This is a genomic window from Enterobacter cloacae complex sp. I3, assembly GCF_014896175.1.
Classification (GTDB): Bacteria; Pseudomonadota; Gammaproteobacteria; order Enterobacterales; family Enterobacteriaceae; genus Enterobacter; species Enterobacter bugandensis.
The window spans coordinates 100,657-125,939 of sequence record NZ_JADBQZ010000009.1; the positions used below are offsets into that span (position 1 = coordinate 100,657).

The window sequence follows — 25,283 nt, forward strand, 5'->3', positions numbered from 1 at the left end:
CGCGGGGTAGCGAGTCCGATCACAAAGTTTTATTTGCGGGCAAGCTGCCCGGCAAGGAGGGCCAGGCTTCTGAGCTGCTGCGCCAGATCCTCGCGTTCGGCCTGCTGCGGGGTACGGCGCGCGCTGGAATGGCGGGTCACCAGCGTTACCGGCAGCTGAACCTGCCAGCATTCCTCCCCCCCGCTGGGGGACAGAAGCCACTCTACGCTGCGCTCGCCCGCCTCGCGAAACGCCTGACGAATGGTCGTCAGCGGCGGAGAAAACCAGGCGCTGTCGGCCGTATCGTCAAACCCGACCACCGATATCTGGCCAGGAACAGCTATCCCTTTTTCGGCACAGGCGCGCATTACCCCAAGCGCCATCTGATCGTTCGCCACCAGAATGGCATCCGGCAGTACCGCCCCCGAGAGCAGCACATGTCCCTTCTCATAGCCGCTGGCCGCGCTCCAGTCGCCGTAGGCCACCGCAGCCACGTCAAGACCCGCCTGCGCCAGCGTCGCTTTCCATCCCGCCAGACGCGCGCGCGCAGAGACCGAGCTTTCCGGCCCGCTCAGCAGGGCAATATGCTGATGCCCCAGCGAAAGCAGATGCTCAACGCCCAGCCGTGCCCCCTCTTCGGCGTTAAACACGAGGCTATTTACCTGCGCTGAAGGTGACACGTCGAGGAACAGCACCGGGACGGGCGTCGCCAGCGACCTGAGCGCTTCGGCGTGCGGATCGTCAAGCGGCACATTTACCAGCAGCGCGTCTACCCGCTGCGCCAGCAGCGCCTGAAGCGCCGCCTGACACTGCTGCGGCTGCTCCACCATGGAAATCAGGACGCTCGCCCCCTGCCCTGCAGCTCGAGATTTTACCGCCGAGACAATTTGCGAAGGCGCGTGCAGCGCCAGATCGGTGGTGATGAGCCCCAGCGTACGGGTGCGTTTCCCCGCCAGCTGCTGCGCCCGCAGGTTGGGAATGTAATGCAGCTCCGCCATTGCCTGCTGCACCTTTTCCCGCGTGCGGGCAGAGACGTGCTCCGCGTCGTTAATCACGCGGGAAACGGTCTGATAAGAAACCCCCGCAAGGAGGGCGACATCATAAAGAGTGATTGCTTTCATGCGTTCTGGCATCGCGATTTTCGAAGCGTCTATTCTGGCACAGCGACGCCGTTAAAACATGTGAGCGCTTCGCAAATTAAACAACCCGCTCCGGCTGCGTCATTTTTTCACCGCGCGGCTTCTGGCGGAACCAGGGCAAACAGAGCTGAATAAGCGGGCCAATGGTCAGAGCATACGCCACGGTTCCCACCCCAAACGAGCCACCCAGCACGCACCCAATCAGCAGGACGGACACTTCGATGGAGGTACGCACGCTGCGAATGGACCACCCCAGCCGGGCGTGAATGCCGGTCATCAGGCCGTCGCGCGGACCAGGCCCGAAACCGGCCCCGATGTACATGCTGGTGGCGATCGCGTTCATCACGATGCCCGACACCAGGAAAGCGATGCGCACGGATAACGAACTCAGTTCGGGGATAAGCGCCATGCTGGCGTCCGCCGCCAGACCGATACAAATCACGTTGCTGATCGTGCCAAGACCGGGCATCTGACGCAGTGGGATCCACAGTAAGAGCACCGCAGCCCCGGTCAAAATGATCACCGTCCCGATGCTCATCCCCAGCTGTATTCCTACGCCAAGGTGAAACACATCCCATGGATCGACCCCCAGATCCGCACGAATAAACATCGCGGTGGAAAGCCCATACAGCCCTAAACCGACATAAAGTTGTAGCAGACGACGTACCATTTTTATCTTCTCCAGTGAACCCGACTTTCATCCTGACCTAAAATGGCACTAAGATTAATGTCCAGTTTTTAAATAGTGGACTGCTTATGTCATCACGCCGCTTCGGAAGCCAGTCTTTGGTACGCCTTATAGGGCACTGGCAGCAAACTTCATCCCGCACTCCGCTCTGGCGCCAGCTGGCCGACGCGCTGCGCTTATTAATCCTTGATGGCCGGCTAGCGCTGCATACGCGCCTGCCGGGTGAGCGTGAGCTGGCGACGGCGCTGAACGTCAGCCGAACCACCGTCAGCAGCGCCCTCGCCCACCTGCGTGAAGAGGGTTATCTTGAAAGCCGCCACGGCAGCGGGTCGCGCGTCATCCTCCCGGATGCACGCGCCGTTCCCACCCTTTCCGCAGCGAGCGTCGCCCTGGATCTTTCCACTGCCGCCCTCAGCGCAGGGCCGGAGATCCACCAGGCTTACACCCATGCACTTACGGCTATTACTCAACACCTATCGCTGACGGGCTACGAGCAGCTTGGGCTGCCGTCGCTACGGGAGGCCATCGCTGCGCGCTATACCGCGCGAGGTCTTCCCACCCGTGCAGACGAGGTGATGGTGGTCAACGGTGCCGTCAGCGGGTTCGCGCTGGTGCTGCGGATGATGGCCGGACCGGGGGATCGCGTCGTGGTCGATCACCCCACCTATCCGCTGGCGATTGCCGCTATTCAGGGAGCACAGTGTCGGCCAGTAGGAGTGTCGTTACCGGAAACGGGCTGGGATACGGATGGCTTTGCGGCTACGCTTGCCCAGACCGCGCCGCGCCTGGCCTACCTGATGCCAGATTTTCACAACCCAACCGGTCGATGCATGGATATCGCCACCCGTCAGGCAATCGCTGATATAGCAGCCCAGACCCGCACGGCGCTGGTCGTGGATGAAACGATGGTCGATCTCTGGTTTGATTCGCCACCGCCGCCACCGCTGGCATCGTTTAACCCGCAGGCCAGCGTGATTACGCTAGGCTCTGCCGGAAAAAGCTTCTGGGGCGGGCTGCGTCTCGGCTGGATCCGCGCCTCCTCGCGGACTATCGCCACGCTCGCCCAGACGCGCGATACGCTGGATTTAGGCTCGCCGCTGCTTGAGCAGCTGGCGACGCTGTGGCTTATCGACAACAGCGAGCGTTTTCTGCCCGCTCGCCGCAAGATGCTGGCGGAACGGCGCGATCGCTGCAGTAACCTGCTGCGAGAACATTTCCCGGAGTGGACGTTTCATGAGGCGGAGGGTGGGCTCTCTTACTGGATCGAACTTCCTGGCATGCTGGCGACACAGCTTGCCGCACGGGCAGAAATCATCGGGATTAACCTGGGAACCGGGACGCGGTTTGGCTTATCGGGGGCGTTTGACCGCTTTTTACGTATGCCCTTTTCGCTGGAGCCAGCGGAGCTGGAAGCGGCATTGCTGCGGATTAAACCGTTATGGCTCGCGCTAAATTCAAATACGCCAGCAGTAAAACGCCGCCTGGTTTAATATTAAAATTTTGAACTGGATCATAAAATAAAAACTGCTGACTGTAATATATGCAGTCAGCAGTTTTCACTGGTCAGGATTTAGTGCTGAGGAGGAATGGGGAAACCTTTCAGGGAAATAACGAAATTATCACCGTCTTTCTTTATTTTTGCACCGGTATCACACCAGTCAGACGCAATACGAAAGAACTCATCGCTTCCAACATTCCAGCCAAGACGTACATGCTTCACGTAGCCTGAACGCAACAGAGCGCAGGCCTCGTTGTAGTCACTGGCAGTTGACAGTTGTTGTTTCATTTTCTCTTCTTCAGAAGTTTACGTAGAGCCTTGATTTCTTTAGGAGTAAAAGGAGAAACATTCTCTTCTTCCGTATGCTGATTATCAATATCCTCTTCCGATACTCCCGCCTCTTCTACTGCTTCAAACGCCAGCAGCAGCAGTTTCTCTGTGGTCACGCTTAAATTTTCGTTATTTACTTCCGCATAGTGGCGGAGTCTTTCTTTTAGCGCTTCGTCAATTTTAACATTTAAAACTGCAGTAGCCATGTTTGTCACTTCCCTTCGGAATAAGTACTTTATTTAATACACGAAGTTATCACTGTTATCCAGATCTATATTTTTTTGAATTTTGACGAAAATAGACGTCCAATTATAAAATGCCAGTCTATTATTACAGGTTTATGACAGTAATATTTCAGAGCGATGAAATATATATTACACGGTATAGGCATTATATTATTGTGGAATAAAGGCTAAAAAGAGATGGAAACAGGAAAGATGGATGAGGCCACAAATGGGTGGGGGCCCTGCCAGCTACATCCCGGCACCCACGTCGTCTGCCCTGGCTGCTTCCTTCCGGACCTGACCTGGTGAACAGAGTAGCGTTGCGGGAGAACCAACAGAGCCCCCATTGAGAGCGTTGATAACCAACGCGCTGGCGCATTATCCCTGTGCGAAGAGCCAATTGCAAGCGACCAGGAACCGGATGCTGGTTTCTTGCGCAAACAGGCGCAGCAATCAGGACGATCTTCGTTTACCATGACGGTCCAAACATCCCCACAGGTGAAGGTATGGACGAAAACGACTCCTTTCCCCAGCGCGTATGGCAAATCGTGGCCTCGATTCCGGAAGGCTATGTCACCACCTATGGTGATGTGGCAAGGCTGGCAGGCTCTCCGCGCGCGGCGCGACAGGTCGGCGGCGTCCTGAAACGGCTGCCGGAAGGCAGTACGTTGCCCTGGCATCGGGTAGTGAACCGTCATGGCGCTATCTCGCTGACCGGGCCGGATCTCCAGCGTCAGCGTCAGGCGTTGCTTTCAGAGGGTGTGCAGGTGTCGGGCGCAGGACAGATAGATTTGCAGAAATACCGCTGGGTGTACTAAACCCTCCCCCGAAGGAGAGGGTAAGAGCAACAGTTACATCTGGGTCGGTGGGGTTGGCAGGGACGGCTGATTGGTCTGTGGAGCAACCGGGACTTCGGTTTGCTGCACCGGCACCAGATTCAGGTCGATTTTGGTTCCACCGTGGTTAATCGCTTCCTGGACCGTATCGGTGATAAAGACCAGCTTGCCGTTGATGGTTACCGCTGCGCTCAGCAGAATACGGGCATTCGGCTGCACGTCTGACGGGTTATACGGCAACACGAAGCTAAACGGAGCCTGCTTACCTTCAGTACGGACCGCGCGCTGAGCCAGCACCTTCGACGGCGCGTCCGCCAGGGAAGCATCAGACAGCGTGACCGTTAGTACCGCATCCGGCGGCAAAGCGACTCTCTGTTTAATCCAGATTGTACCGGAAACGTTAGGCTGCTGAATGGATTGCTGTGAAAGGGTATTAATCCCGTTCGGATCTGCAGCTGGTACCGGCACCTGGGCGCTCTTACCGGCACAGGCGGACAACGCCACCGCAATAGCTACACCACTTAGCATGGGCACGAGTTTCATTGAAGTCTCCTTATCATCAATGCACCAGCGGGATCGATCCCATCCGATGTCGTTTCAATCACATAACGTTTTTAAGTGTGGCACAGATCACCGATTAATGCCTAAAAACGTGCCGACATTCAGATTATTCTACCCATCGGACCACTTTCATTTCTGCGTTATACTCTGCCTATCTTTCGCTACGGCGTTTATTGAGGATAATTATGAGTCAGGCACTGAACAATCTGCTGACATTACTGAATCTGGAAAAAATTGAGGAAGGACTCTATCGCGGGCAGAGCGAAGACCTCGGCTTACGTCAGGTTTTCGGCGGCCAGGTCGTTGGACAAGCGCTCTACGCTGCAAAGGAGACCGTCCCTGCAGACCGCCTGGTGCACTCATTCCACAGCTATTTCTTACGCCCTGGCGACAGCGCAAAACCGATCGTGTATGACGTTGAAGTCCTGAGAGACGGCAACAGCTTCAGCGCACGCCGCGTGGCGGCCGTTCAGAACGGTAAGCCAATCTTTTATATGACCGCCTCTTTCCAGGCGCCGGAACCGGGGTATGAACATCAGAAAGTGATGCCGCCAGCACCGTCGCCGGACGAACTCAAATCAGAGACCGATATCGCCCGCGCGCTGGCGCATCTGCTTCCGCCGCAGGTCAAAGAGAAGTTTCTCTGCGATAAACCGCTGGAGATCCGCCCGGTTGAGTTCCACAACCCCATGAAAGGCCACACCGCCGAGCCGAAGCGTCAGGTCTGGATCCGCGCCAATGGCACCGTGCCGGAAGATTTCCGCGTGCATCAGTATCTGCTGGGCTACGCGTCAGACTTTAACTTTCTGCCGGTTGCGCTACAGCCGCACGGCGTTGGTTTCCTTGAAAAAGGGATGCAGGTCGCAACCATCGATCACTCCATGTGGTTCCACCGTCCGTTCAATATGAATGAGTGGCTGCTTTACAGCGTGGAGAGTACGTCAGCGTCGAGCGCTCGCGGGTTTGTGCGTGGAGAGTTTTATACCCAGGACGGCGTGCTGGTCGCTTCTACGGTGCAGGAAGGGGTAATGCGTAATCGCGGGTGATGGTGTGCGGCCTGATGCCCTCACCCTGCCCCTCTCCCATGGGAGAGGGAATAAATATTAAAAACGGCAACCGAAGTTGCCGTTTTGCTTTTTATTAGGCGTTATACGCATTCTCGCCGTGGCTGTTGACGTCCAGACCTTCGCGCTCCTGCTCTTCCGGTACGCGCAGCCCAACGGTCATATCCGCCAGCTTATAGCCAATGAAGGCGACAACGGCAGACCACACCACGGTGATAGCGATACTTTCCAGCTGCACCAGCACCTGATGAACCATGGTGACACCTTCTGCGTAGCCCACGCCACCCAGTGATTTCGCGGCGAAGATGCCGGTCATGATACAGCCGACGATGCCGCACACGCCGTGGACGCCGAACACATCGCAAGGGTCATCCACGCGCAGCACGCGTTTCAGTGCGGTGACGCCCCACAGACCTGCCAGGCCCGCGACCAGTCCCACCAGCAGCGCACCACCGACACCCACATAGCCACACGCCGGGGTGATACCGACCAGACCGGCAATCGCCCCTGAACAGGCACCCAGCAGGGAAGGTTTACCGCGTACCGCCCACTCGCCGAATACCCAGGAGAGAATTGCACCCGCCGTCGCCACAACGGTGTTCACGAAGGCCAGCGCGGCGATTTCGTTCGCGGCACTTGCGGAGCCGGCGTTGAAGCCGAACCAGCCAAAGTAGAGGATAGCCGTACCGGTAAATACCATCGGCAGGTTATGCGGTTTGAACGCCTCTTTACCGAAGCCCACGCGTTTGCCAATCAGGTATGCGCCCACCAGACCCGCTACCGCGGCGTTGATATGTACAACGGTACCGCCCGCAAAGTCCAGCGCGCCGTGCGTTGCCAGCAGACCACCGCCCCAGACCATGTGCGCAATCGGCACATAGGAGAGGGTCAGCCAGACCACCACGAAGATCAGAACGGCAGAGAAACGGATGCGCTCCGCCAGCGCGCCCACAATCAGCCCGACGGTAATGCAGGCGAACGAGCCCTGGAACGCGACGTGGATGTACTGGTAGAAGCTGCCCATCAGCGCGGTCAGCTCAATATTTTTCAGCATTACCCAGTCGAAGTTACCAAAGAAGGCGTTGCCGGTACCGAAGGCCAGCGAGTAACCGTAAACCACCCACAGCACGCAGACCAGCGCGAACGTCACGGCAACCTGCGTCAGCATGGAGAGAACGTTTTTGCCGCGGATCAGGCCGCCGTAGAACAGCGCAATGCCCGGGATAGACATGAACAGCACCAGCGCGGTGCTGATCATCATAAAGGCGTTATCGGCTTTGTCTGCCACGGCAGGAGCAGCCAGCGCCAGGCCCGGCAGCAGTGCCAGCGAACCCAGACCCGTTTTAAGTGTTGCTATCTTCATTTTCTCGATCCCTATCACTGTGTGCCAGGCGTTATTTACAGTGCCGCTTCGTCAGATTCGCCGGTACGAATGCGAATGACGCGCTGCAGTTCGGCAACGAAAATTTTGCCGTCGCCAATTTTGCCGGTGTAGGCCGCTTTGCTAATCACATCAATCACTTCATCAAGCTGATCGTCAGCAATCGCGACATCAATTTTTACTTTTGGCAGAAAGTTAACGCTGTATTCCGCCCCGCGATAAAGCTCGGCATGACCCTTCTGACGACCAAAGCCTTTCACTTCGGTGACAGTCAGTCCCTGAATACCCATTGAGGACAATGCTTCACGCACGTCTTCCAGTTTGAATGGTTTGATTACCACCGTAACCAGCTTCATAGATCCCCTCCAGTCAGAATTCGGTAATGGCCGCAGCTCACGCAGAAGGTATTGCAAGGGGTGTGCCAGAAATGAAATGGAGGGAGAAAAGCGGTGCGACGAGCGTTATGCCGTCTTCCTTAATGAACCGGCGAAAAAAAACGCACCATGTCGGTGCACGGTGCATTTCAGTATTGCACCAACAGGAATGACTGTTAGCGCGTTGCTTTGTTTTGGTGCATCAGGCGCTGAGCGACTCTTCCTCGCGCACGCTGGCCGCGAGCTCTTCGCCCGCCAGCTGAAGCTGATACATCTGCCAGTAGCGCCCTTTGGCTTCCAGCAGCTCACGGTGCGTCCCGCGCTCCACGGCTTGTCCACGATGCAGCACCAGAATGGTATCGGCATCGACAATGGTGGAAAGGCGATGGGCAATCACCACCAGCGTCGTATGGTCGCGTACCGCGGCCAGCGCCTGCTGGATAGCCTGCTCGGTGCCGGAGTCAATGCTGGCCGTCGCTTCATCCAGAATCAGCACCTGCGGAGTTTCAATCAGCACCCGCGCCAGCGCGAGAAGCTGCTTTTGCCCAACGGAAAGGTTGTTTCCCTGCTCGCCCAGCCGGGTGTTAATCCCGTCGCTAAACCCGCGCGCCAGGTCTGCCAGCTGCACTTTTTCCAGCACCTCCCATACCTGCTCCTGAGAGTAGTCTCGCCCCAGGGTCACGTTGGCGTAGAAGGTATCGGCCAGGACGACCGGATCCTGCTGCACCATCGCGACGCCTTTACGCAACACGTTGTGGCTGAGAGACGCGAGCGGGCGACCGTCGAGGCGGATTTCGCCTTGCGTGACCGGGTAGTAGCCCATCAACAGGCTGGCGAGCGTGCTCTTGCCGCTGCCCGTATGTCCCACCAGCGCCACGAAACCGCGCGACGGGACATCCAGCGTAATGTCCTGCAACACCAGCCGGTCTTCGCGATAGGCAAACGAGACGTTATCAAAGGCAATGGCGCCGCTTTGCAGAGGTCGCTCGTCATGACCGTAGGCCTGGCGCGGCCTGTCCATCAGCTCAAACACGCGCTCGCCGGCGACGACCGCCTGCTGCAGCATCGATTGCTGGGTCGTGAGCTCGATCAGCGGCTCGTTAAGGCGCCCCAGATAGCTAATAAAAGCGTACAGCACGCCCACTTCAATCGTACCGCTTGAGCTCAGGCCAAAGAGCATCAGTAAACCGCAAAGCACCAGCGCAGAGAAAAGGCTGAGCAGCGGACGCAGCAGGAAGCCGTCGAGGCGCAGCGTCTGCATACGCGCCATATAGTGCGATCGGCTGGCTTCGCCCATCCGCTCGCCAAAGCGCGCCTGCTGGCGGAACTGCTGGATGACGCTCATGCCGTTAATCACTTCGTTGAAGCCATCGTTAATGTCGGCCAGATAGGCGCGCACCCGACGCACGATTGGCGTGCTGTAGCGCTGGTAGATGATCATCACGATCAGCACCGCCGGGAAGATGGTAATCGCCACCAGCGCCATGCGCCAGTCGAGGCTGAACATCGCCACCAGCATCGCGCCGATCAGCGCCGCACTGCGTAACACCGTCGCGACCACGGTGACGTACAGGTCGCGGATCACTTCGGTATCGTTGGTCACGCGCGAAATCACCTGCCCGACCGGCTGGATATCAAACTCGCTGAGCGGCTGGCGAAGCGCCGCGTCCATTACATCCGTGCGCAGCTGCTGAACCACGCCCACGGCGGCACGGTTAAACAGCAGCGACTGCGCATAGTGCAGCCCTGCCGCCGCCAGCTGCAACCCAACGTAGGCCACGCCTAAGCCCGCCACCAGCCCCAGCGGCAGGTAGCTTTTGGCGACCATATTGTCGATGAAGTAGCTGATGAGCAGCGGCCCGCTCACCTCAGCAATCGCCGCTATCCAGAGTAAAAGCACGGCCACGGAGAGCGGTTTGCGCCACGGCGAGCCGTAGGCCAGCAGACGTTTGAGCGTCGGCCACATCGTTCCGAGCTTACGCATTGGTGGCCTCCTGATCCTGTTCCGGCGCATCGTCCAGCGCCGCCTCAAGCTGTTGATAGCGGTACATATCGCGATACCAGCCCGGCTGCTCGGCAAGCGTTTCATGCTGCCCGCGCTGGGCAATGTGTCCGTGCTGTAAGACCAGAATTTCGCTGGCCTCGGTGAGCGCTGACAAACGGTGGGCGCTGATAATCACCGTGCGTCCGTCGCCCCACTGGCGCAGGTTATGCAGAATCTGATGCTCGGTACGACCATCCACGGCGGAGAGCGCATCATCCAGAATGAGGATTTCAGCATTCAGCAGCAGCGCGCGAGCAATCGAGATTCGCTGTTTCTGCCCGCCGGACAGCATGACGCCACGTTCCCCGACTTCCGTTTCGTAGCCCTGCGGCAGACGCAAAATATCGTCATGTACGCTGGCTAAGCGCGCCACGTGTTCGATCTCTTCCTGCGTCGCCGACGGGTGACCAAGCGCAATGTTATTCGCCACGGTGTCCGAAAATAAAAACGGCGTCTGGCTGACTACCGCCAGACGGCCACGCCACTCGTCCAGCAGCAGGTTCGCCAGGGGGATATCATGGAAACGGATATCGCCCTCGGTGACGTCAAAGTGGCGCTGAAGCAGAGAGAGCACGGTACTTTTTCCGGACCCCGTCGGGCCGCAGATGCCCAGCATCTGGCCCGGCCGCAGCGTAAAGCTAACGTTCTCCAGCACCGGATGTTCCGTTTGCGGATAGACAAATTTGCGAACGTCGACGTTCATAACGCCGCGCCCTTCCGGCACCGCTTCGCTGCCGTCATTGACAACCGGCGCTTCGGCCAGCATGGCGCGGATGCGGCTGTAGGCGGCGCTGCCGCGCTCTACGATGTTAAACATCCAGGCCAGCGCCAGCATCGGCCAGATCATCAGCCCCAGATACATCGCAAAGCTGGTCAATTGCCCCAGGGTCAATGTGCCCTGCACCACCATCCAGCTCCCGCCGCCAATCGCAAGCAGGTTTGCCATGCCGATTGCGACATAAATCGTTGGATCAAATCGCGCATCAATACGCGCGACACGCATGTTTTTCGCCCCCGTGTCTGCCGCATCGGCCGCAAACAGCGCGGACTGCCGATCTTCCAGGCCAAACGCTTTGATCATGCGGATGCTGGTCATGCTCTCCTGGGTGCGATCGTTCAGAGAAGAAAACGCCGCCTGCGCCAGCTTGAAGCGCTCGTGCAGCTGTTCGCCGTAGCGATTGATCGCCAGCGCCATGATCGGCATCGGCAGCAGGGCGAGCAGGGTTAATTGCCAGCTGATCTGCGTGGACATGACGATCAGCACCGCGCAGCCCATCACCAGCGAGTCCACCAGCGTCAGCACACCTTCCCCGGCGGCAAAGACCACGCGATCGACGTCGTTCGTCGCGCGGGCAATGAGATCCCCGGTGCGATGACGCAGATAAAATTCGGGATGCTGTCGGCTCAGCTGGCGGTAAAAATCTTCACGCAGCTCAACGGCCAGCTGATAGGACGCACCAAACAGCAGCACGCGCCAGACGTAGCGCAGGAGATAAACAATGACCGCCGTCAGCACCAGTGTGCCAACCCACATCAACACCCGTGCGGTGGTGTAATGCTGTTCAGTGACGCCATCCACGACGTAGCCCACCACCTTTGGCGGGATCAGCTGCAAAATGGCAATGATAATAAGCAGGGCGACTGCACCGAGGTAGCGTTGCCACTCCCGACGAAAGTACCAGCTTAATTGGGCAAATAATCGCACGCGGTTTGTTCCTGAAGGTATTTTACGAAGTTATTCAATGGGTAAGGCTGTGGTGTACTTAATCTGTTCCATGGCGAAGCTTGAGGTGACGTCCGACAAGCCCGGGACGCTGTTCACCAGTCGCTTGTAGAAATCATCATAGCGCTTCATGTCAGCCACCTGGACGCGCATCAGGTAATCGTACTCGCCGGCCATACGCCAGAAGCCGAGCACCTCTGGCATCTCAGACACCTGAGTGACGAAGCGGCAATACCACTCGCTGCTGTGGTGTTGGGTTTTTATCAGCACAAATGCCGTCAGCCCAAGCCCCAGTTTTTCGGGATCGAGTAATGCGACGCGCCCCAGAAGAATGCCGTCATCTTCCAGCTTTTTTAGGCGCTTCCAGCACGGTGTGGTGGTCAGATTAACGGCATCTGCCAGCGCCTGCAAAGAGAGGGTACAGTCACTTTGCAGCAATGAAAGGAGCTTACGGTCAATTTTATCTAGCATACCCACCTCATAGAGAAAATTTTTCTCCCTTCATTCTATTTTAAAGGCCAGATAGCAACAATTTTTTCTGTGCTTTTCGCTATGCTGGGCACAAAATGACAAACGGATAACTACGATGAATAGCACCTGGGTTAAACATGCCATCAGCGAAATCAATGCCGACTACCAGCGCTCGGCGGATACCCACCTGATTCGCCTCCCCCTGCCGGGATTTGACGGTATTCAGCTCTACCTGAAGGATGAAAGCACCCATCCTACCGGTAGCCTGAAGCATCGCCTGGCGCGCTCTCTGTTTTTATACGGTTTGTGCAACGGCTGGATCAAAGAAGGCACGACCATTATTGAATCCTCATCCGGTTCAACGGCGGTGTCTGAAGCCTATTTCGCTCGTCTGCTGGGCCTGCCGTTTATCGCCGTGATGCCCTCCTGCACCGCAAAACGCAAAATCGAGCAGATCGAATTTTACGGCGGACGCTGCCATTTTGTGGAAAGCGCCTGCGAAATCTATGCCGCCTCTGAAATGCTCGCCCGCGAGCTAAACGGCCACTATATGGACCAGTTCACCTTTGCCGAGCGCGCAACGGACTGGCGCGGCAATAACAACATTGCCGACAGTATTTTCCGCCAGATGACCCACGAACCGCATCCGGTTCCGTCGTACATTGTGATGAGCGCCGGTACGGGCGGCACGTCAGCCACTATCGGACGCTACATTCGCTGTCAGGGCTACGATACCCAACTGATGGTGGTTGACCCCCAGAACTCCGTGTTCCTCGACTACTGGCAAAGCCGCGATGCCGGCCTGCGCAGTCCGGTGGGCAGTAAAATTGAAGGAATTGGCCGCCCGCGCGTGGAACCGTCGTTCATTCCTGACGTTGTCGACGAAATGCTCCGCGTGCCGGACGCCGCCAGCGTCGCCACCGCGCACTGGCTGGAGACGCAGCTCGGCCGCAAAGTGGGTGCATCAACGGGCACCAACATGTGGGGCGTACTGCAGCTTGCGGCACGCATGCGCGAGGAAGGCCGTACCGGCTCCATCGTCACGCTGCTGTGCGACAGCGGCGAGCGCTACCTTGAGACCTACTACAATGCGGAGTGGGTACAGGCCAACATCGGCGACATCACCCCGTGGAAAGCGCAGATTGCGCAGCTGCTGAAATAAAAAAAAGCCAGACCGAAGTCTGGCTTGCTGGAAGGGTCTCACTATTCGGGGGAATATGGGAGGTTGTTGTTGTCCAGCCAATGCGTCAAAAAATGGGACACCGCTTCGTTGCCGCAGTGTCCGATAACCGGCAGATGAGGAAGCTCTGCGATCAGCTGCGGCATCGCATTCCCCATAATCAGGCCGCGCCCCACGCTGCCCAGCATTTCGCGGTCATTCATGGCGTCGCCAAACGCCATACACTCCTGCAGCGTTAAGCCCAGGTGGTCGCTGAGCACCGCCAGGGCTGAACCTTTGTTACAGCCCACCGGCAGGACTTCAAGACAATCCACCGCCGAGAAGGTCAGGTGCGCCCGGTCGCCCAGCGCCTCATTTAACTGAATGCGTAAGCGGCAAAGATCGTCGTGATCGCCACAGAAGCAAATCTTGGTCACCGCGTGGGCGGGGATCCGGCGCAGATCCATAAGCTGGTATTTGAAGCCGCTATAAACATGCGCGTGCAACAATTCGGGGATTTCGCTTCCGGTAAACCAGCCTTGATCGTTGAATACGTGGATACTGGCCTGCGTGTCCCACGTGCTGTGCAGAACAATATCCGCCACTTCCGGGTTGAGATCCTGGCGGTGCAGCACCTCTCCTTCAACGGTGTGAATGCGCGTTCCGTTACCCGTGATTAAAAACGCATCCAGGGAAAACGTGCCCAGCAGATGACGCATCTCCAGCACGTGGCGGCCAGTGGCAAACGTCAGGGTGACATCACGCTCGCGCAGACGCTTCAGGGTACTCAGCGTTTTCTCCCCCAGACGGTGATCCGGCATTAACAACGTACCGTCCATATCAAATGCAGCGAGGCGGGCCATGATTACTCCTGAAATGTGATGCGATTAACTTGTGCATCAGTATCGTGTGAGATATACGGAAGTAATAGTGAATAGATGAAAATTATTGTTCCGGGTTTCTTATGCGCCAGCTTAACCGTCTTAACCAGTATCAACGCCTGTGGCAACCTTCCGCTGGCGCTCCACAGCAGGTCACCATAAGTGAGCTTGCCAGCCGCTGTTTTTGTAGCGAGCGACATGTCCGCACCCTGCTGCGTCAGGCTCAGGAGGCGGGCTGGCTCAGCTGGCACGCGCGGTCTGGTCGCGGCAAGCGCGGTGAGCTGACGTTCCATGCCAGCCCGGAGTCACTGCGCAATGCGATGATGGAAGAGGCGCTGAAAAGCGGGCAGCAGCATAACGCGCTGGAGCTGGCCCAGCTTGCTCCTGAAGCGCTGAGATCGTTGCTGCATCCGTTTTTAGGCGGGCAGTGGCAAAACGACACGCCGACGCTGCGCATCCCCTACTATCGCTCGCTGGAGCCGCTTCAGCCGGGCTTTTTGCCTGGCCGGGCGGAGCAGCATCTGGCGGGACAGGTATTTTCAGGCTTGACGCGTTTTAACGGTAACAGCAGTGAACCCACGGGCGATCTCGCGCATCACTGGGAGGTCTCTGCTGACGGGCTGCGCTGGCATTTCTACATTCGCTCCACCCTGCACTGGCATAACGGCGATAAAATAGAAACGGCGCAGCTCCAGCGAAGCCTGACGGCACTGTTGACGCTTCCCGCCCTGCGCACCCTGTTCAGGAGCGTTTTACGTATCGAAACAACGCATCCACAGTGTCTGACATTTACGCTGCATCAACCGGACTATTGGCTGGCGCACAGGCTGGCAACCTACTGCAGCCGTCTGGCGCATCCCGACTATCCTGAACTTGGCTGCGGCCCCTTCCGGCTGGCCGCCTTTGAGCCCGACCTGGTTCGTCTGGAAAGCCATGAGCAATACCACCTGAGCCATCCGCTGCTCAAAGCCATCGAATACTGGATCACCCCCCAGCTGTTTGATTACAGGCTGGGCACCAGCTGTCGTCACCCGGTGCAAATCGCGATTGGCGAGGCCGATGAGCTTGAAACCCTGAGGCTGGTCAGCAGCAGCACCAGCCTGGGCTTCTGTTACCTCACGCTGAAACAGAGCGCGCGTCTGAGTGAGATCCAGGCGAAGCGGCTTATCAATATCATCCATCTCTCCAGGCTTCTGCACACGCTTCCGCTCAACGAAGGACTCATTACGCCCACCGGGGAACTGCTTCCCGGCTGGACAATCCCCGAATGGCCTGACTTAACGGACGTTGCCCTGCCTGAGGCGCTGACGCTGGTTTACCATCTTCCCGTTGAGCTTCACACCATGGCCAGCCAGTTAAAGGCGTACCTGGCGCAACAGGGTTGTGACCTGACCGTCATCTTCCACGACGCCAAGACGTGGGACGGATGCCAGCAGCTTGCCGATGCAGACATCATGATGGGGGACAGGCTGATTGGCGAAGCGCCAGCGTATACGCTTGAGCAGTGGCTGCGCTGCGATGCCCTGTGGCCGCACGTGTTAAGCGCACCGGCCTACGCCCATCTGCAAGCCACGCTGGATGCGGTGCAGTCTCAGGCCGAAGCTCGGGACCGACACGCCGGCCTGCAAGCCATTTTCAACCGCCTGATGGAGAATGCGGTGCTGACGCCACTTTTTAACTATCAATATCAAATCAGCGCCCCGCCGGGAGTCAACGGCATACGCCTCAACACCCGCGGCTGGTTTGATTTTACCGAAGCCTGGCTACCCGCCCCCAAATCGTGAAGAAGCTGGTCGCCGCCGTAGCCAGACGGTAACATAACGTTTTTACCGTAACAGTCGAGATGATTTATGAAACGTGCCGTCGTCGTGTTCAGCGGAGGACAAGACTCTACAACCTGCCTGGTTCAGGCCCTTCATCAGTATGATGAAGTTCACTGTGTGACTTTCGATTATGGCCAGCGTCACCGCGCTGAAATCGACGTTGCCCGTGAACTGGCCCTCAAACTAGGGGCACGCGCGCACAAGGTGCTGGACGTTACGCTGTTAAATGAACTGGCCGTCAGCAGCCTCACCCGGGACAGTATTCCTGTACCGGACTACGAACCCGATGCCAGCGGCATTCCGAACACGTTTGTGCCGGGGCGTAATATTCTGTTCCTGACCCTGACGGCGATTTATGCCTATCAGGTAAAAGCCGAAGCGGTAATTACGGGCGTATGCGAGACCGACTTCTCAGGATACCCGGACTGCCGCGATGAGTTTGTCAAAGCGCTCAACCACGCCGTCAGTCTGGGGATGGCGAAAGAGACGCGCTTTGAAACCCCGCTCATGTGGCTGGATAAAGCCGAAACATGGGCGCTGGCCGACTACTGGGGCAAGCTGGATTTGGTTCGCAGCGAAACCCTCACCTGCTATAACGGCATCAAAGGCGACGGTTGCGGCCAGTGCGCCGCCTGTAATCTGCGCGCTAACGGGCTTAACCATTACCTGGCAGATAAAGTCGGCGTGATGGCGGCAATGAAGCAAAAGACCGGACTTAAATAGCGTTTTTTGACCGTGCTGTCGCAAAACAGGAGTCGACAGCACGAGTGCGCCTTAATATGTCTTATACGATCATCAACTCCAGCTTTTCCCGCAATTCCCCTTCCAGCGGCAGCGCTTTCTGAGTTTTCAGATCGATACAGACAAAGGTGATCAGTGCATCAGCCACCACCTGCCCTTCTGGATCGAGCGTCACCACCTGGCTTAACACGCCGCTCTTGCCGTTTAGCTGTTGTACCTGACTGGTTACGGTGAGCACATCGCCCAGCACGGCCGGACGGCGATAGTTGATGTTGATATTGACGACCACGAACGCGATGTTGTGCGCGGTCAGCCACTGAAAGCTTTCGCTGTTTTCCAGCCCGTCCCAGCGCGCTTCTTCAAGAAACTCGAGATAGCGAGCGTTATTGACGTGCTGATAAACATCAAGATGGAAACCGCGTACTTTGATTTTTGTTTGCATAGCGCAATAGCCTTTCATTGTTATAGGATCAGAGGTCATAACTGGTATGACCTCTTTATCCTGGCAAACTTTTGCCGCAGTGCAAGAAATTGCGTTATTACAGTGTCAGGTGTGAGAGGTTGCGCTCAACCAGCGCGCTGCCCATGCCCGGAACCTGTTTGAGATCGTCGACCGTTTTGAATGGGCCGTACTCTTCACGATAGCTGACGATAGCCTGCGCTTTTTTCAGGCCCACGCCATTCATTGCGCGGGCGAGATCCTCTGCCGAGGCCGAATTAATGCTGACCCGCGTACCGTCATCATCCGCATTTTTACCGGCGTCAGCCGCTTTGGTCTGCCCTTGCACCGGCGCGGCCGCGTCAGACTTGCTCTGCGTATCCTGTGGTTTGGCGGCGGTCGCCGCCGCCTGCGCGCCCGCGCTCATCCCGGTGGTGGCAATAGCCAGCGTAATTAACAGGGCTTTGATTCCACATTTCATGCTGTTATCTCCTTGTTTGTTGACAGCCACGCAACGATAGCCGCCTGTGAAAACAGGCACAAACAGCAGATTGCAGAAATGGAAAAGGCCGCGAAAGCGGCCTTTAGTTTTTGCACAGCGTTACGAAAATCTGCGAGCAGACACGTAATTACTGCTGCTGAGTTATGACATCGCCCAGCTTGATTTTGGCGTCTTTACGCAGGTTGCTCATCATGGCTTCGAAAGCAATCTGAGCATTGTTCTGAGTAATGCCCTGAACCATCGCCTTCTTCTGCGCTTCTGGCAGAGTGCCGGCTTTCACGTCGTCCAGCGCCAGCAGAACAACGTTACCCTGCATATCGGTGGTGGTACCGAAGCTTGGCTTGTCTTTTGCCGGCAGCGTCAGGCTAAACGCGGCCTGGCTGATTGGGTCCTGACCGGTGCGGCTCAGCGTTTTCGCCTCACCGAAGCTCAGACCTGCCGCTTTCAGCGCGTCCTGTTTACCCGCTTTCAGATCGGCCAGAATCTTCTCAGCGTCCAGTTTAGCCTGCTGTTCTGCTTTGTTGTGCTTAACCTGAGCGACGACCTGATCCTTCACTTCCGCCAGCGGTTTGACCGCTTCTGGCTTGTGCTCGCTGACGCGCAGAACAAAGGCGCGATCGCCGTCAACGGTAATGATGTCAGAGTTGCTGCCCGGCGTGCCGTTCTCGCCCACCAGACCACCGTTAAAGATGGCATCAGAAACCGGTTTGTAGTTCAGCTCTTCCGGCAGGTTGTCGCGACCAAACCAGCCGGTCTCAACCGCTTTCACACCCGCCGCCTGCTCTGCACCTGCCAGAGATTCGTTGTCGTTGCTGGCAGCATCGCTCACCTTCTGCTGCAGCGCGTAGTAGGCATCCAGGGCTTTTTCCTGTTTCACTTTCGCGGCAATATCATCACGAACTTCAGCCAGCGGCTTGGTTTTCGCCGGGGTGATGTCGTCCAGACGCACGACCAGGAAACCAACGGATGATTTAATCACACCAGACAGCTGGCCTTTCTCTTTCAGGCCGGCATTTTTCAGCTCGTCGGGCGTGGTTGCGTCTTCCAGCCAGCCCATATCACCGCCGTTTTTCGCAGAGATAATGTCGGTGGATTTCGCTTTCGCAAGGGTGGCGAAATCAGCGCCTTTGTTCAGCTCATCCAGCACCGCCTTAGCATCTGCTTCAGTTTTGGTCTGAATCACGCTGTAGCGGTTACGCTGCGGCTGAGTGAATTGATCCTGATGCTGGTCGTAGTAAGACTGGATCTCGGCATCAGACGCGCTTTCCTGCAGCGCAGCTGCATCCAGCTTGATGTAGCTGACGCGGAACTGCTCCGGAGAAACAAAGGCGTTTTTATTCTGCTCGTAGTAAGCATTAACGTCTGCGTCGCTCACCTGCTGTTTCGCCGCCAGGGCGTTCACATCAATGGTCGCTTCACGGACCACGCGCTGCTGGGCCACCAGCGCGGCCAGTTCGTCGGTTTCACCTTTAAGCATGAAATCGGTACCCACGACAGCGTTAATGAGCTGCTGGGTTGTCAGCTGGTTACGCAGCGCCTGCGCGTACTGATCCGCCGTCATGCCCATCTGGTTAACGATACTGTTGTAACGCGCGTTGTCGAATTTACCGTTAGACTGGAATGCCTGAGTGGCGAAGATCGCTTTTTTGACCTGTTCGTCGCTGATGCCAAGGCCCAGCTTTTTGGCATACTGATCCAGCAGCGCTTCGTCGATAAGACGGTTCAGTGTCTGTTGGCGCAGGGTTTTCATGTACCCTTCATTCGCCGCCAGTTCAGAGAATTGGTCGCCCAGCTGTTGCTGCATACGGTTACGCTCACCGGCAAAAGCATTCTCGAACTGACCACGGCTGATTTCCTGGCCATTCACTTTTGCGGCATAGTTCGCGCCACCGCCAATAAGGTAACTGCTCACGCCGGTCAATATGAACGACACGATAATGATACCGAAAATAATCTTGAGCACGAGACTGTTAGCAGCCGTGCGTAAGCTGTCCATCATGGTGTAACAACACTCCGCTGTAGGTGACTGGTTACCTGACGCTGACGGAAAATCCTGCCCGTCGCGCGTGAAGGCGTATTGTGACAAGAAAACGGGGCGATTGTCAGCCCACAACTCGCATAAACTCGCACAAATCAGGTCTGGACAAACAAAAAAGGCACATCAAACGATGCGCCCTTGTACTATCCGGCTTCCCTGAAACGGGAAAGCAATCAGTTTACTGCGTCTTTCAGCGCTTTACCTGCACGGAAACCCGGCACTTTAGCAGCAGCAATGGTGATCTCTTTACCGGTCTGAGGGTTGCGGCCAGTACGGGCAGCACGCTCTTTAACAGCAAAAGTACCGAAGCCTACCAGTGCAACGTCGTCCCCAGCCTGCAGAGATTCAGTAACAGAAGCAATTAATGCATCTAACGCACGTCCAGCTGCAGCTTTAGAAATATCAGCACCAGCAGCAATTTTGTCAATCAGTTGAGATTTATTCACTGTTCTCTTCCTCTCTTTATAATTTATATCGCGCCTGAGTCCTTCACAACGCGACCGCGCAGCAGTTATATCAGGCCTGCCATGACCTTACAACACCCGTTGTTGATGGCTGACCTAATCAGCAATCTAAATTAGCTATACAAAAAAAGGCTGGCAAGTGCGAAATGACTTACCAGCCTTGTTTTTATTGACGCTCTTTGCGCGAGGTCACTATTTTGCGGTTACAACCTGCATTCCGGAGGGTTCATTCTGCAATGCGAGACTGAGAACTTCCTCAATTCGCTTAACAGGATGGATCTGCAGATCGGCAATCACGTTGTCCGGAATCTCTTCCAGATCGCGTTTATTTTCGTAAGGGATCAATACGGTTTTGATCCCACCGCGGTGTGCCGCCAGCAGTTTTTCTTTTAACCCGCCGATTGGCAGGACCTGACCGCGCAGGGTGATTTCACCGGTCATTGCCACATCGGCACGTACCGGGTTGCCCGTCAGACAGGAAACCAGAGCGGTACACATGGCAATACCCGCGCTTGGGCCATCTTTCGGCGTTGCCCCTTCAGGAACGTGAACGTGAATGTCGCGTTTTTCGTAGAAATCCGGATTGATACCCAGTTTTTCCGCGCGCGCGCGCACCACGGTCAGCGCAGCCTGAATGGACTCCTGCATCACTTCACCCAGCGAGCCGGTGTAGGTCAGCTTGCCTTTGCCCGGCACACAGGCGGTTTCGATGGTCAGCAGATCGCCGCCCACTTCCGTCCATGCCAGACCGGTCACCTGACCCACGCGGTTTTCGTTATCCGCGCGGCCATAGTCGAAGCGCTGAACGCCCAGGTAGGCATGCAGATTGTCACCGTTAATCACGATGTGCTTCAGGCTCTTATCCAGCAGCAGCTGTTTTACCGCCTTACGGCACAGCTTAGATATTTCGCGCTCAAGGCTACGCACGCCCGCTTCACGGGTGTAGTAGCGAATGATGCCGATAATCGCGCTGTCCTCGACGGTCAGCTCGTTGGCTTTCAGCGCGTTACGCTCAATCTGCTTCGGCAGCAGGTGCTGTTTAGCAATGTTCAGCTTTTCGTCTTCGGTATAACCGGAGAGACGGATCACTTCCATACGGTCCAGCAGCGGGGCCGGAATGTTCATGGAGTTGGACGTTGCCACGAACATTACATCGCTGAGGTCGTAGTCCACTTCCAGATAGTGATCGCTGAACGCCACGTTCTGTTCTGGATCAAGCACTTCCAGCAGAGCAGACGCCGGGTCGCCGCGCATATCCGACGACATTTTGTCGATCTCATCAAGCAGGAATAGCGGGTTTTTAACACCCACTTTCGCCATTTTCTGGATCAGTTTACCCGGCATAGAACCGATGTAGGTACGGCGGTGACCGCGGATTTCCGCTTCATCACGCACGCCGCCCAGCGCCATACGGATGTACTTACGTCCGGTCGCTTTAGCGATGGACTGGCCCAGAGAGGTTTTACCCACCCCCGGCGGTCCTACCAGGCACAGAATTGGGCCTTTAATTTTGTTTACACGGCTTTGTACCGCGAGGTACTCAAGGATGCGGTCTTTCACGCGTTCCAGGCCGTAGTGGTCAGTATCGAGGATCTCCTGGGCCTGACGCAGGTCTTTCTTGACCTTGCTGCGGGCGTTCCACGGAACCTGCACCATCCACTCAATGTAGCCGCGCACGACGGTTGCTTCAGCCGACATCGGAGACATCATTTTCAGCTTCTGCAGTTCTGCTTCGGCTTTCTCTTTCGCCTCTTTCGGCATCTTCGCCGCGTCGATTTTACGCTTCAGCGCTTCGTTTTCGTCCGGTGCGTCGTCCATCTCGCCCAGCTCTTTCTGAATGGCCTTCATTTGCTCATTCAGATAGTACTCACGCTGAGATTTTTCCATCTGCTTTTTCACGCGGTTACGAATGCGCTTCTCAACCTGCAGCAGATCGATTTCAGACTCCATCATCGCCATCAGGTATTCCAGACGTTCGTTAACGTCGGACATCTCCAGCACGGACTGTTTGTCAGCCAGCTTCAGCGGCATGTGTGCAGCGATGGTGTCCGCCAGACGCGCAGGATCGTCGATGCTGTTCAGCGACGTCAGCACTTCTGGTGGGATTTTCTTATTCAGCTTTATATAGCCTTCGAACTGGCTAATCGCGGTACGTACCAGCACTTCCTGCTCGCGCTCATCAAGTTCAGGCGAATCAAGGTACTCTGCCTTGGCAGAGAAGTGTTCGCCATCGTCTGACAGCGTGGTAATACGCGCACGCTGTAAGCCTTCGACCAGCACCTTCACGGTGCCGTCCGGCAGCTTCAGCATTTGTAAAATAGAGGCCACGGTCCCGACGGTGAAAAGATCGTTTACACCCGGCTCATCCGTTGATGCTTCTTTCTGGGCCACCAGCATGATTTTTTTATCATGATCCATGGCGGCTTCGAGGCAACGGATAGATTTTTCCCGCCCTACAAATAAGGGTATGACCATGTGCGGATAAACCACCACATCGCGCAACGGCAATACGGGGATTTCAATGCGTTCAGAACGCTCAGGATTCATAGAGCTCTCTCTTAGTTTAGTGTCCGCCAGGTAAGCTGGTCATGTCACAGTGCTTCACGTAACCATTAACATGTATCCAGTATATGGGGATGTTTCCCACACATTCAACGCTATGAATACGGAAAAAGTAAAGGGGAGATAAAATCCCCCCTTTTTGATTAACTGCTTGTATGATTTGGTGAATTATTCGCCAGATGCCTGCTGGGCTTCCGGTTTACCGTAAATCAGTAGCGGCTTGGATTGGCCGCCGATCACGGACTCGTCGATAACCACTTTTTCGACGTCTTCCATCGACGGCAGATCGTACATGGTGTCGAGCAATGCCGCTTCAACGATAGAGCGCAAACCACGCGCACCGGTTTTACGGGCCATCGCTTTCTTGGCAATCGCATCCAGCGCTTCGTCACGGAATTCCAGCTCAACGCCTTCCAGATTGAACAGCGCCTGATACTGCTTGGTCAGCGCATTTTTCGGCTCTTTCAGGATCTGAATCAGCGCGTCTTCGCTCAGCTCATTCAGCGTTGCCACAACCGGCAGACGGCCAATGAATTCAGGGATCAGACCAAATTTGATCAGATCTTCAGGCTCAACCTGCGAAAGCAGTTCACCTTCGTTGGCTTTCTCGGACTTCGCCTTCACCGTTGCGCCAAAACCGATGCCGGAGCCGGTTTCAACACGGTGGGAAATGACTTTATCCAGACCAGCAAACGCGCCGCCGCAAATAAACAGGATCTTGGAGGTATCGACCTGCAGGAACTCCTGCTGCGGATGTTTGCGTCCACCCTGCGGCGGAACGGCCGCAACCGTACCTTCGATCAGCTTCAGCAGGGCCTGCTGCACGCCTTCACCCGACACGTCACGGGTGATGGACGGGTTGTCTGATTTACGGGAGATCTTGTCGATCTCATCAATATAAACAATCCCGCGCTGTGCTTTCTGAACGTCGTAATCGCACTTTTGCAGCAGCTTCTGAATGATGTTCTCAACGTCTTCACCCACATAACCGGCTTCGGTCAGGGTGGTGGCATCCGCCATGGTAAATGGAACATCCAGCAGGCGCGCCAGGGTTTCCGCCAGCAGCGTTTTACCGGAGCCGGTTGGCCCGATCAGCAGAATGTTACTTTTGCCCAGTTCTACACCATTGCTGGTGTCGCCGTTACGCAGACGTTTGTAGTGGTTGTATACCGCCACCGCCAGCACTTTCTTGGCCTGCTCCTGACCGATGACATAGTCGTCAAGGTGATGACGAATCTCATGCGGCGTTGGCAATGCGCTACGCTCACGGTGCGGCGCAACTTCTTTAATCTCTTCGCGAATGATGTCGTTACATAAATCGACGCATTCGTCGCAGATATACACGGACGGCCCGGCAATCAGTTTACGCACTTCATGCTGGCTTTTGCCGCAAAAAGAGCAGTACAGCAGTTTGCCCGAACCATCTTTGCGTTTATCTGTCATGAGTCCAAACCTCTTTTTAAGTTCTTTGTGCCGCACATGACGACGCAAATGCCATTCTAAGACGCGTGTGCTTTAAGCAGCGTGCCGCCCTACCTTAGTATAGCGGCACACTCGCGTCGCGGGCATCAATTACGATGGGTCAATACGGAGTCGACTAAGCCGTACTCAACTGCCTCTGGAGCAGAGAGGAAGCGATCGCGCTCGGTATCGCGCTCGATCTGCTCAAGAGATTGACCTGTATGCTGCGCCATAAGTTCATTCATGCGCGCTTTTACTTTCAGAATTTCGCGGGCGTGGATTTCGATATCCGTCGCCTGCCCCTGGTAACCCCCCAGCGGCTGGTGAATCATCACGCGGGAGTTAGGCAGGCAGAAACGCTTACCTTTCGCCCCTGCGGTTAACAGGAAGGCCCCCATGGATGCAGCCTGCCCCATACAGATAGTGCTGACATCTGGCTTGATGAACTGCATGGTGTCATAAATGGACATGCCCGCCGTAATCACACCGCCAGGCGAGTTGATGTACAGGTAAATGTCTTTTTCCGGGTTTTCCGCTTCCAGGAACAGCATCTGCGCCACGATCAGGTTAGCCATATGGTCTTCTACCTGGCCGGTCAGAAAGATAACGCGTTCCTTGAGCAGACGGGAATAGATATCGAAAGAACGCTCACCGCGTGAGGTCTGTTCAATAACCATTGGCACCAGCGCCATATGGGGTGCAAAGTTATCTCGTTCGCCACTGTATGACATTTCCGTCTCCTGGTTCAAAATTGAAAACACCTGCTGTACTGATTGTAACCTTATGGACGGATTATCAGCCAGTCTCAATCATCGTGATTACATACTTATGGGGTTCGCCACGCCCTATTTCAAGCATAACAACCTTTTGTTGTAACGCTAACACTGAAAGGGCGTTTTAG

The 25,283-nt window shown here is 56.2% G+C and carries 23 protein-coding genes, 1 other RNA gene and 1 pseudogene; 6 read left to right on the forward strand and 19 right to left on the reverse strand.

Going from position 1 to position 25,283, the window contains the following annotated elements; all coding sequences use genetic code 11:
* Nucleotides 1–29 precede the first annotated feature (29 nt).
* Together IM271_RS08865 and IM271_RS08870 are read right to left on the reverse strand one after the other, a co-directional pair.
* Nucleotides 30–1,100 carry a LacI family DNA-binding transcriptional regulator gene (locus IM271_RS08865; RefSeq protein ID WP_193052466.1) on the reverse strand — a complete coding sequence of 357 codons (1,071 nt, stop codon included), beginning with the start codon at nt 1,098–1,100 and terminating at the stop codon, nt 30–32.
* Between the two features lie 76 nt (nt 1,101–1,176).
* Nucleotides 1,177–1,788, reverse strand: a complete 612-nt coding sequence (locus IM271_RS08870) for a YitT family protein (protein WP_028012178.1) — start codon at nt 1,786–1,788, stop codon at nt 1,177–1,179.
* Nucleotides 1,789–1,874: 86 nt separating this feature from the next.
* Here IM271_RS08870 and IM271_RS08875 point away from each other — a divergent pair, with 86 nt between their 5' ends.
* Entirely contained in the window at nt 1,875–3,296 is a 1,422-nt protein-coding gene (locus IM271_RS08875; RefSeq protein ID WP_193052467.1) for a PLP-dependent aminotransferase family protein, read from the forward strand.
* Nucleotides 3,297–3,376: 80 nt separating this feature from the next.
* On the opposite strand, the gene IM271_RS08880 is transcribed toward IM271_RS08875, so the two are convergent.
* The 3 genes from IM271_RS08880 to ffs all read right to left on the reverse strand — a co-directional run bounded on the left by IM271_RS08880 (nt 3,377) and on the right by ffs (nt 4,195).
* Nucleotides 3,377–3,592, reverse strand: coding sequence for a hypothetical protein (locus IM271_RS08880; protein ID WP_028012176.1), 216 nt, complete (start codon nt 3,590–3,592; stop codon nt 3,377–3,379).
* Nucleotides 3,589–3,840, reverse strand: a complete 252-nt coding sequence (locus tag IM271_RS08885) for a hypothetical protein (RefSeq protein ID WP_192986299.1) — start codon at nt 3,838–3,840, stop codon at nt 3,589–3,591. The genes IM271_RS08880 and IM271_RS08885 overlap by 4 nt, the downstream gene beginning before the upstream one ends.
* Nucleotides 3,841–4,098: 258 nt before the next feature.
* Nucleotides 4,099–4,195: signal recognition particle sRNA small type (gene ffs / locus IM271_RS08890), an RNA gene on the reverse strand.
* Between the two features lie 84 nt (nt 4,196–4,279).
* On the opposite strand from ffs, the pseudogene IM271_RS08895 reads away from it, so the two are divergent.
* Nucleotides 4,280–4,676: pseudogene (locus tag IM271_RS08895) on the forward strand (MGMT family protein).
* Nucleotides 4,677–4,709: 33 nt separating this feature from the next.
* Here the strand turns inward: IM271_RS08895 and IM271_RS08900 are convergent.
* Nucleotides 4,710–5,237, reverse strand: a complete 528-nt coding sequence (locus IM271_RS08900; protein WP_028012173.1) for a YbaY family lipoprotein — start codon at nt 5,235–5,237, stop codon at nt 4,710–4,712.
* Nucleotides 5,238–5,440: 203 nt separating this feature from the next.
* Between IM271_RS08900 and tesB the strand changes: the two genes are divergently transcribed.
* Nucleotides 5,441–6,301 carry an acyl-CoA thioesterase II gene (gene tesB, locus IM271_RS08905; protein ID WP_028012172.1) on the forward strand — a complete coding sequence of 287 codons (861 nt, stop codon included), beginning with the start codon at nt 5,441–5,443 and terminating at the stop codon, nt 6,299–6,301.
* A gap of 94 nt (nt 6,302–6,395) precedes the next feature.
* On the opposite strand, the gene amtB is transcribed toward tesB, so the two are convergent.
* From amtB to IM271_RS08930, 5 genes are all read right to left on the reverse strand, one after another.
* A complete protein-coding gene (amtB, locus tag IM271_RS08910) occupies nt 6,396–7,682 on the reverse strand; it encodes an ammonium transporter AmtB (protein ID WP_014882787.1) in 1,287 nt (428 codons plus the stop codon).
* 35 nt (nt 7,683–7,717) lie between these two features.
* Nucleotides 7,718–8,056: a P-II family nitrogen regulator gene (gene glnK / locus IM271_RS08915; protein WP_008503304.1), complete on the reverse strand. Its 339-nt coding sequence runs from the start codon at nt 8,054–8,056 to the stop codon at nt 7,718–7,720.
* Between the two features lie 220 nt (nt 8,057–8,276).
* The gene (locus tag IM271_RS08920; RefSeq protein ID WP_047367613.1) at nt 8,277–10,058 is read right to left on the reverse strand and encodes a SmdB family multidrug efflux ABC transporter permease/ATP-binding protein; all 1,782 of its coding nucleotides are present in this window, start codon (nt 10,056–10,058) and stop codon (nt 8,277–8,279) included.
* Complete coding sequence (locus IM271_RS08925) at nt 10,051–11,823, reverse strand: SmdA family multidrug ABC transporter permease/ATP-binding protein (RefSeq protein WP_045259904.1); 1,773 nt, start codon at nt 11,821–11,823, stop codon at nt 10,051–10,053. Before IM271_RS08925 ends, IM271_RS08920 begins: the two co-directional genes overlap by 8 nt.
* 30 nt (nt 11,824–11,853) lie before the next feature.
* On the reverse strand, nt 11,854–12,312 hold the full coding sequence (locus IM271_RS08930; RefSeq protein ID WP_008503307.1) for an Lrp/AsnC family transcriptional regulator: 459 nt from the start codon (nt 12,310–12,312) through the stop codon (nt 11,854–11,856).
* Between the two features lie 115 nt (nt 12,313–12,427).
* Here IM271_RS08930 and IM271_RS08935 point away from each other — a divergent pair, with 115 nt between their 5' ends.
* Complete coding sequence (locus tag IM271_RS08935; protein ID WP_048999055.1) at nt 12,428–13,474, forward strand: PLP-dependent cysteine synthase family protein; 1,047 nt, start codon at nt 12,428–12,430, stop codon at nt 13,472–13,474.
* Between the two features lie 41 nt (nt 13,475–13,515).
* Here the strand turns inward: IM271_RS08935 and cof are convergent, their stop codons facing one another.
* Complete coding sequence (gene cof / locus IM271_RS08940) at nt 13,516–14,334, reverse strand: HMP-PP phosphatase (RefSeq protein WP_193052468.1); 819 nt, start codon at nt 14,332–14,334, stop codon at nt 13,516–13,518.
* A gap of 101 nt (nt 14,335–14,435) precedes the next feature.
* On the opposite strand from cof, the gene IM271_RS08945 reads away from it, so the two are divergent.
* Both IM271_RS08945 and queC read left to right on the forward strand, forming a co-directional pair.
* Entirely contained in the window at nt 14,436–16,136 is a 1,701-nt protein-coding gene (locus IM271_RS08945; RefSeq protein WP_193052469.1) for an SgrR family transcriptional regulator, read from the forward strand.
* A 66-nt stretch (nt 16,137–16,202) separates the two neighbouring features.
* Complete coding sequence (queC, locus tag IM271_RS08950; protein ID WP_100170683.1) at nt 16,203–16,898, forward strand: 7-cyano-7-deazaguanine synthase QueC; 696 nt, start codon at nt 16,203–16,205, stop codon at nt 16,896–16,898.
* 61 nt (nt 16,899–16,959) lie between these two features.
* Here queC and IM271_RS08955 read toward each other — a convergent pair whose 3' ends face one another.
* The 7 genes from IM271_RS08955 to clpP all read right to left on the reverse strand — a co-directional run bounded on the left by IM271_RS08955 (nt 16,960) and on the right by clpP (nt 25,113).
* Nucleotides 16,960–17,358 (reverse strand): YbgC/FadM family acyl-CoA thioesterase, encoded by a 399-nt coding sequence (locus IM271_RS08955; RefSeq protein WP_014830880.1) that lies wholly within the window; start codon nt 17,356–17,358, stop codon nt 16,960–16,962.
* Between the two features lie 97 nt (nt 17,359–17,455).
* On the reverse strand, nt 17,456–17,836 hold the full coding sequence (locus IM271_RS08960) for a helix-hairpin-helix domain-containing protein (protein WP_193052470.1): 381 nt from the start codon (nt 17,834–17,836) through the stop codon (nt 17,456–17,458).
* 148 nt (nt 17,837–17,984) lie between these two features.
* On the reverse strand, nt 17,985–19,856 hold the full coding sequence (ppiD, locus tag IM271_RS08965) for a peptidylprolyl isomerase (protein WP_193052471.1): 1,872 nt from the start codon (nt 19,854–19,856) through the stop codon (nt 17,985–17,987).
* Nucleotides 19,857–20,068: 212 nt separating this feature from the next.
* Nucleotides 20,069–20,341, reverse strand: coding sequence for a nucleoid-associated protein HU-beta (gene hupB, locus IM271_RS08970; protein WP_002444653.1), 273 nt, complete (start codon nt 20,339–20,341; stop codon nt 20,069–20,071).
* A gap of 210 nt (nt 20,342–20,551) precedes the next feature.
* Nucleotides 20,552–22,906, reverse strand: a complete 2,355-nt coding sequence (lon, locus tag IM271_RS08975; protein WP_023334706.1) for an endopeptidase La — start codon at nt 22,904–22,906, stop codon at nt 20,552–20,554.
* A 183-nt stretch (nt 22,907–23,089) separates the two neighbouring features.
* Complete coding sequence (gene clpX, locus IM271_RS08980) at nt 23,090–24,364, reverse strand: ATP-dependent protease ATP-binding subunit ClpX (protein ID WP_028012161.1); 1,275 nt, start codon at nt 24,362–24,364, stop codon at nt 23,090–23,092.
* Nucleotides 24,365–24,489: 125 nt separating this feature from the next.
* Nucleotides 24,490–25,113 carry an ATP-dependent Clp endopeptidase proteolytic subunit ClpP gene (gene clpP / locus IM271_RS08985; RefSeq protein WP_014069126.1) on the reverse strand — a complete coding sequence of 208 codons (624 nt, stop codon included), beginning with the start codon at nt 25,111–25,113 and terminating at the stop codon, nt 24,490–24,492.
* Nucleotides 25,114–25,283: the final 170 nt, after the last annotated feature.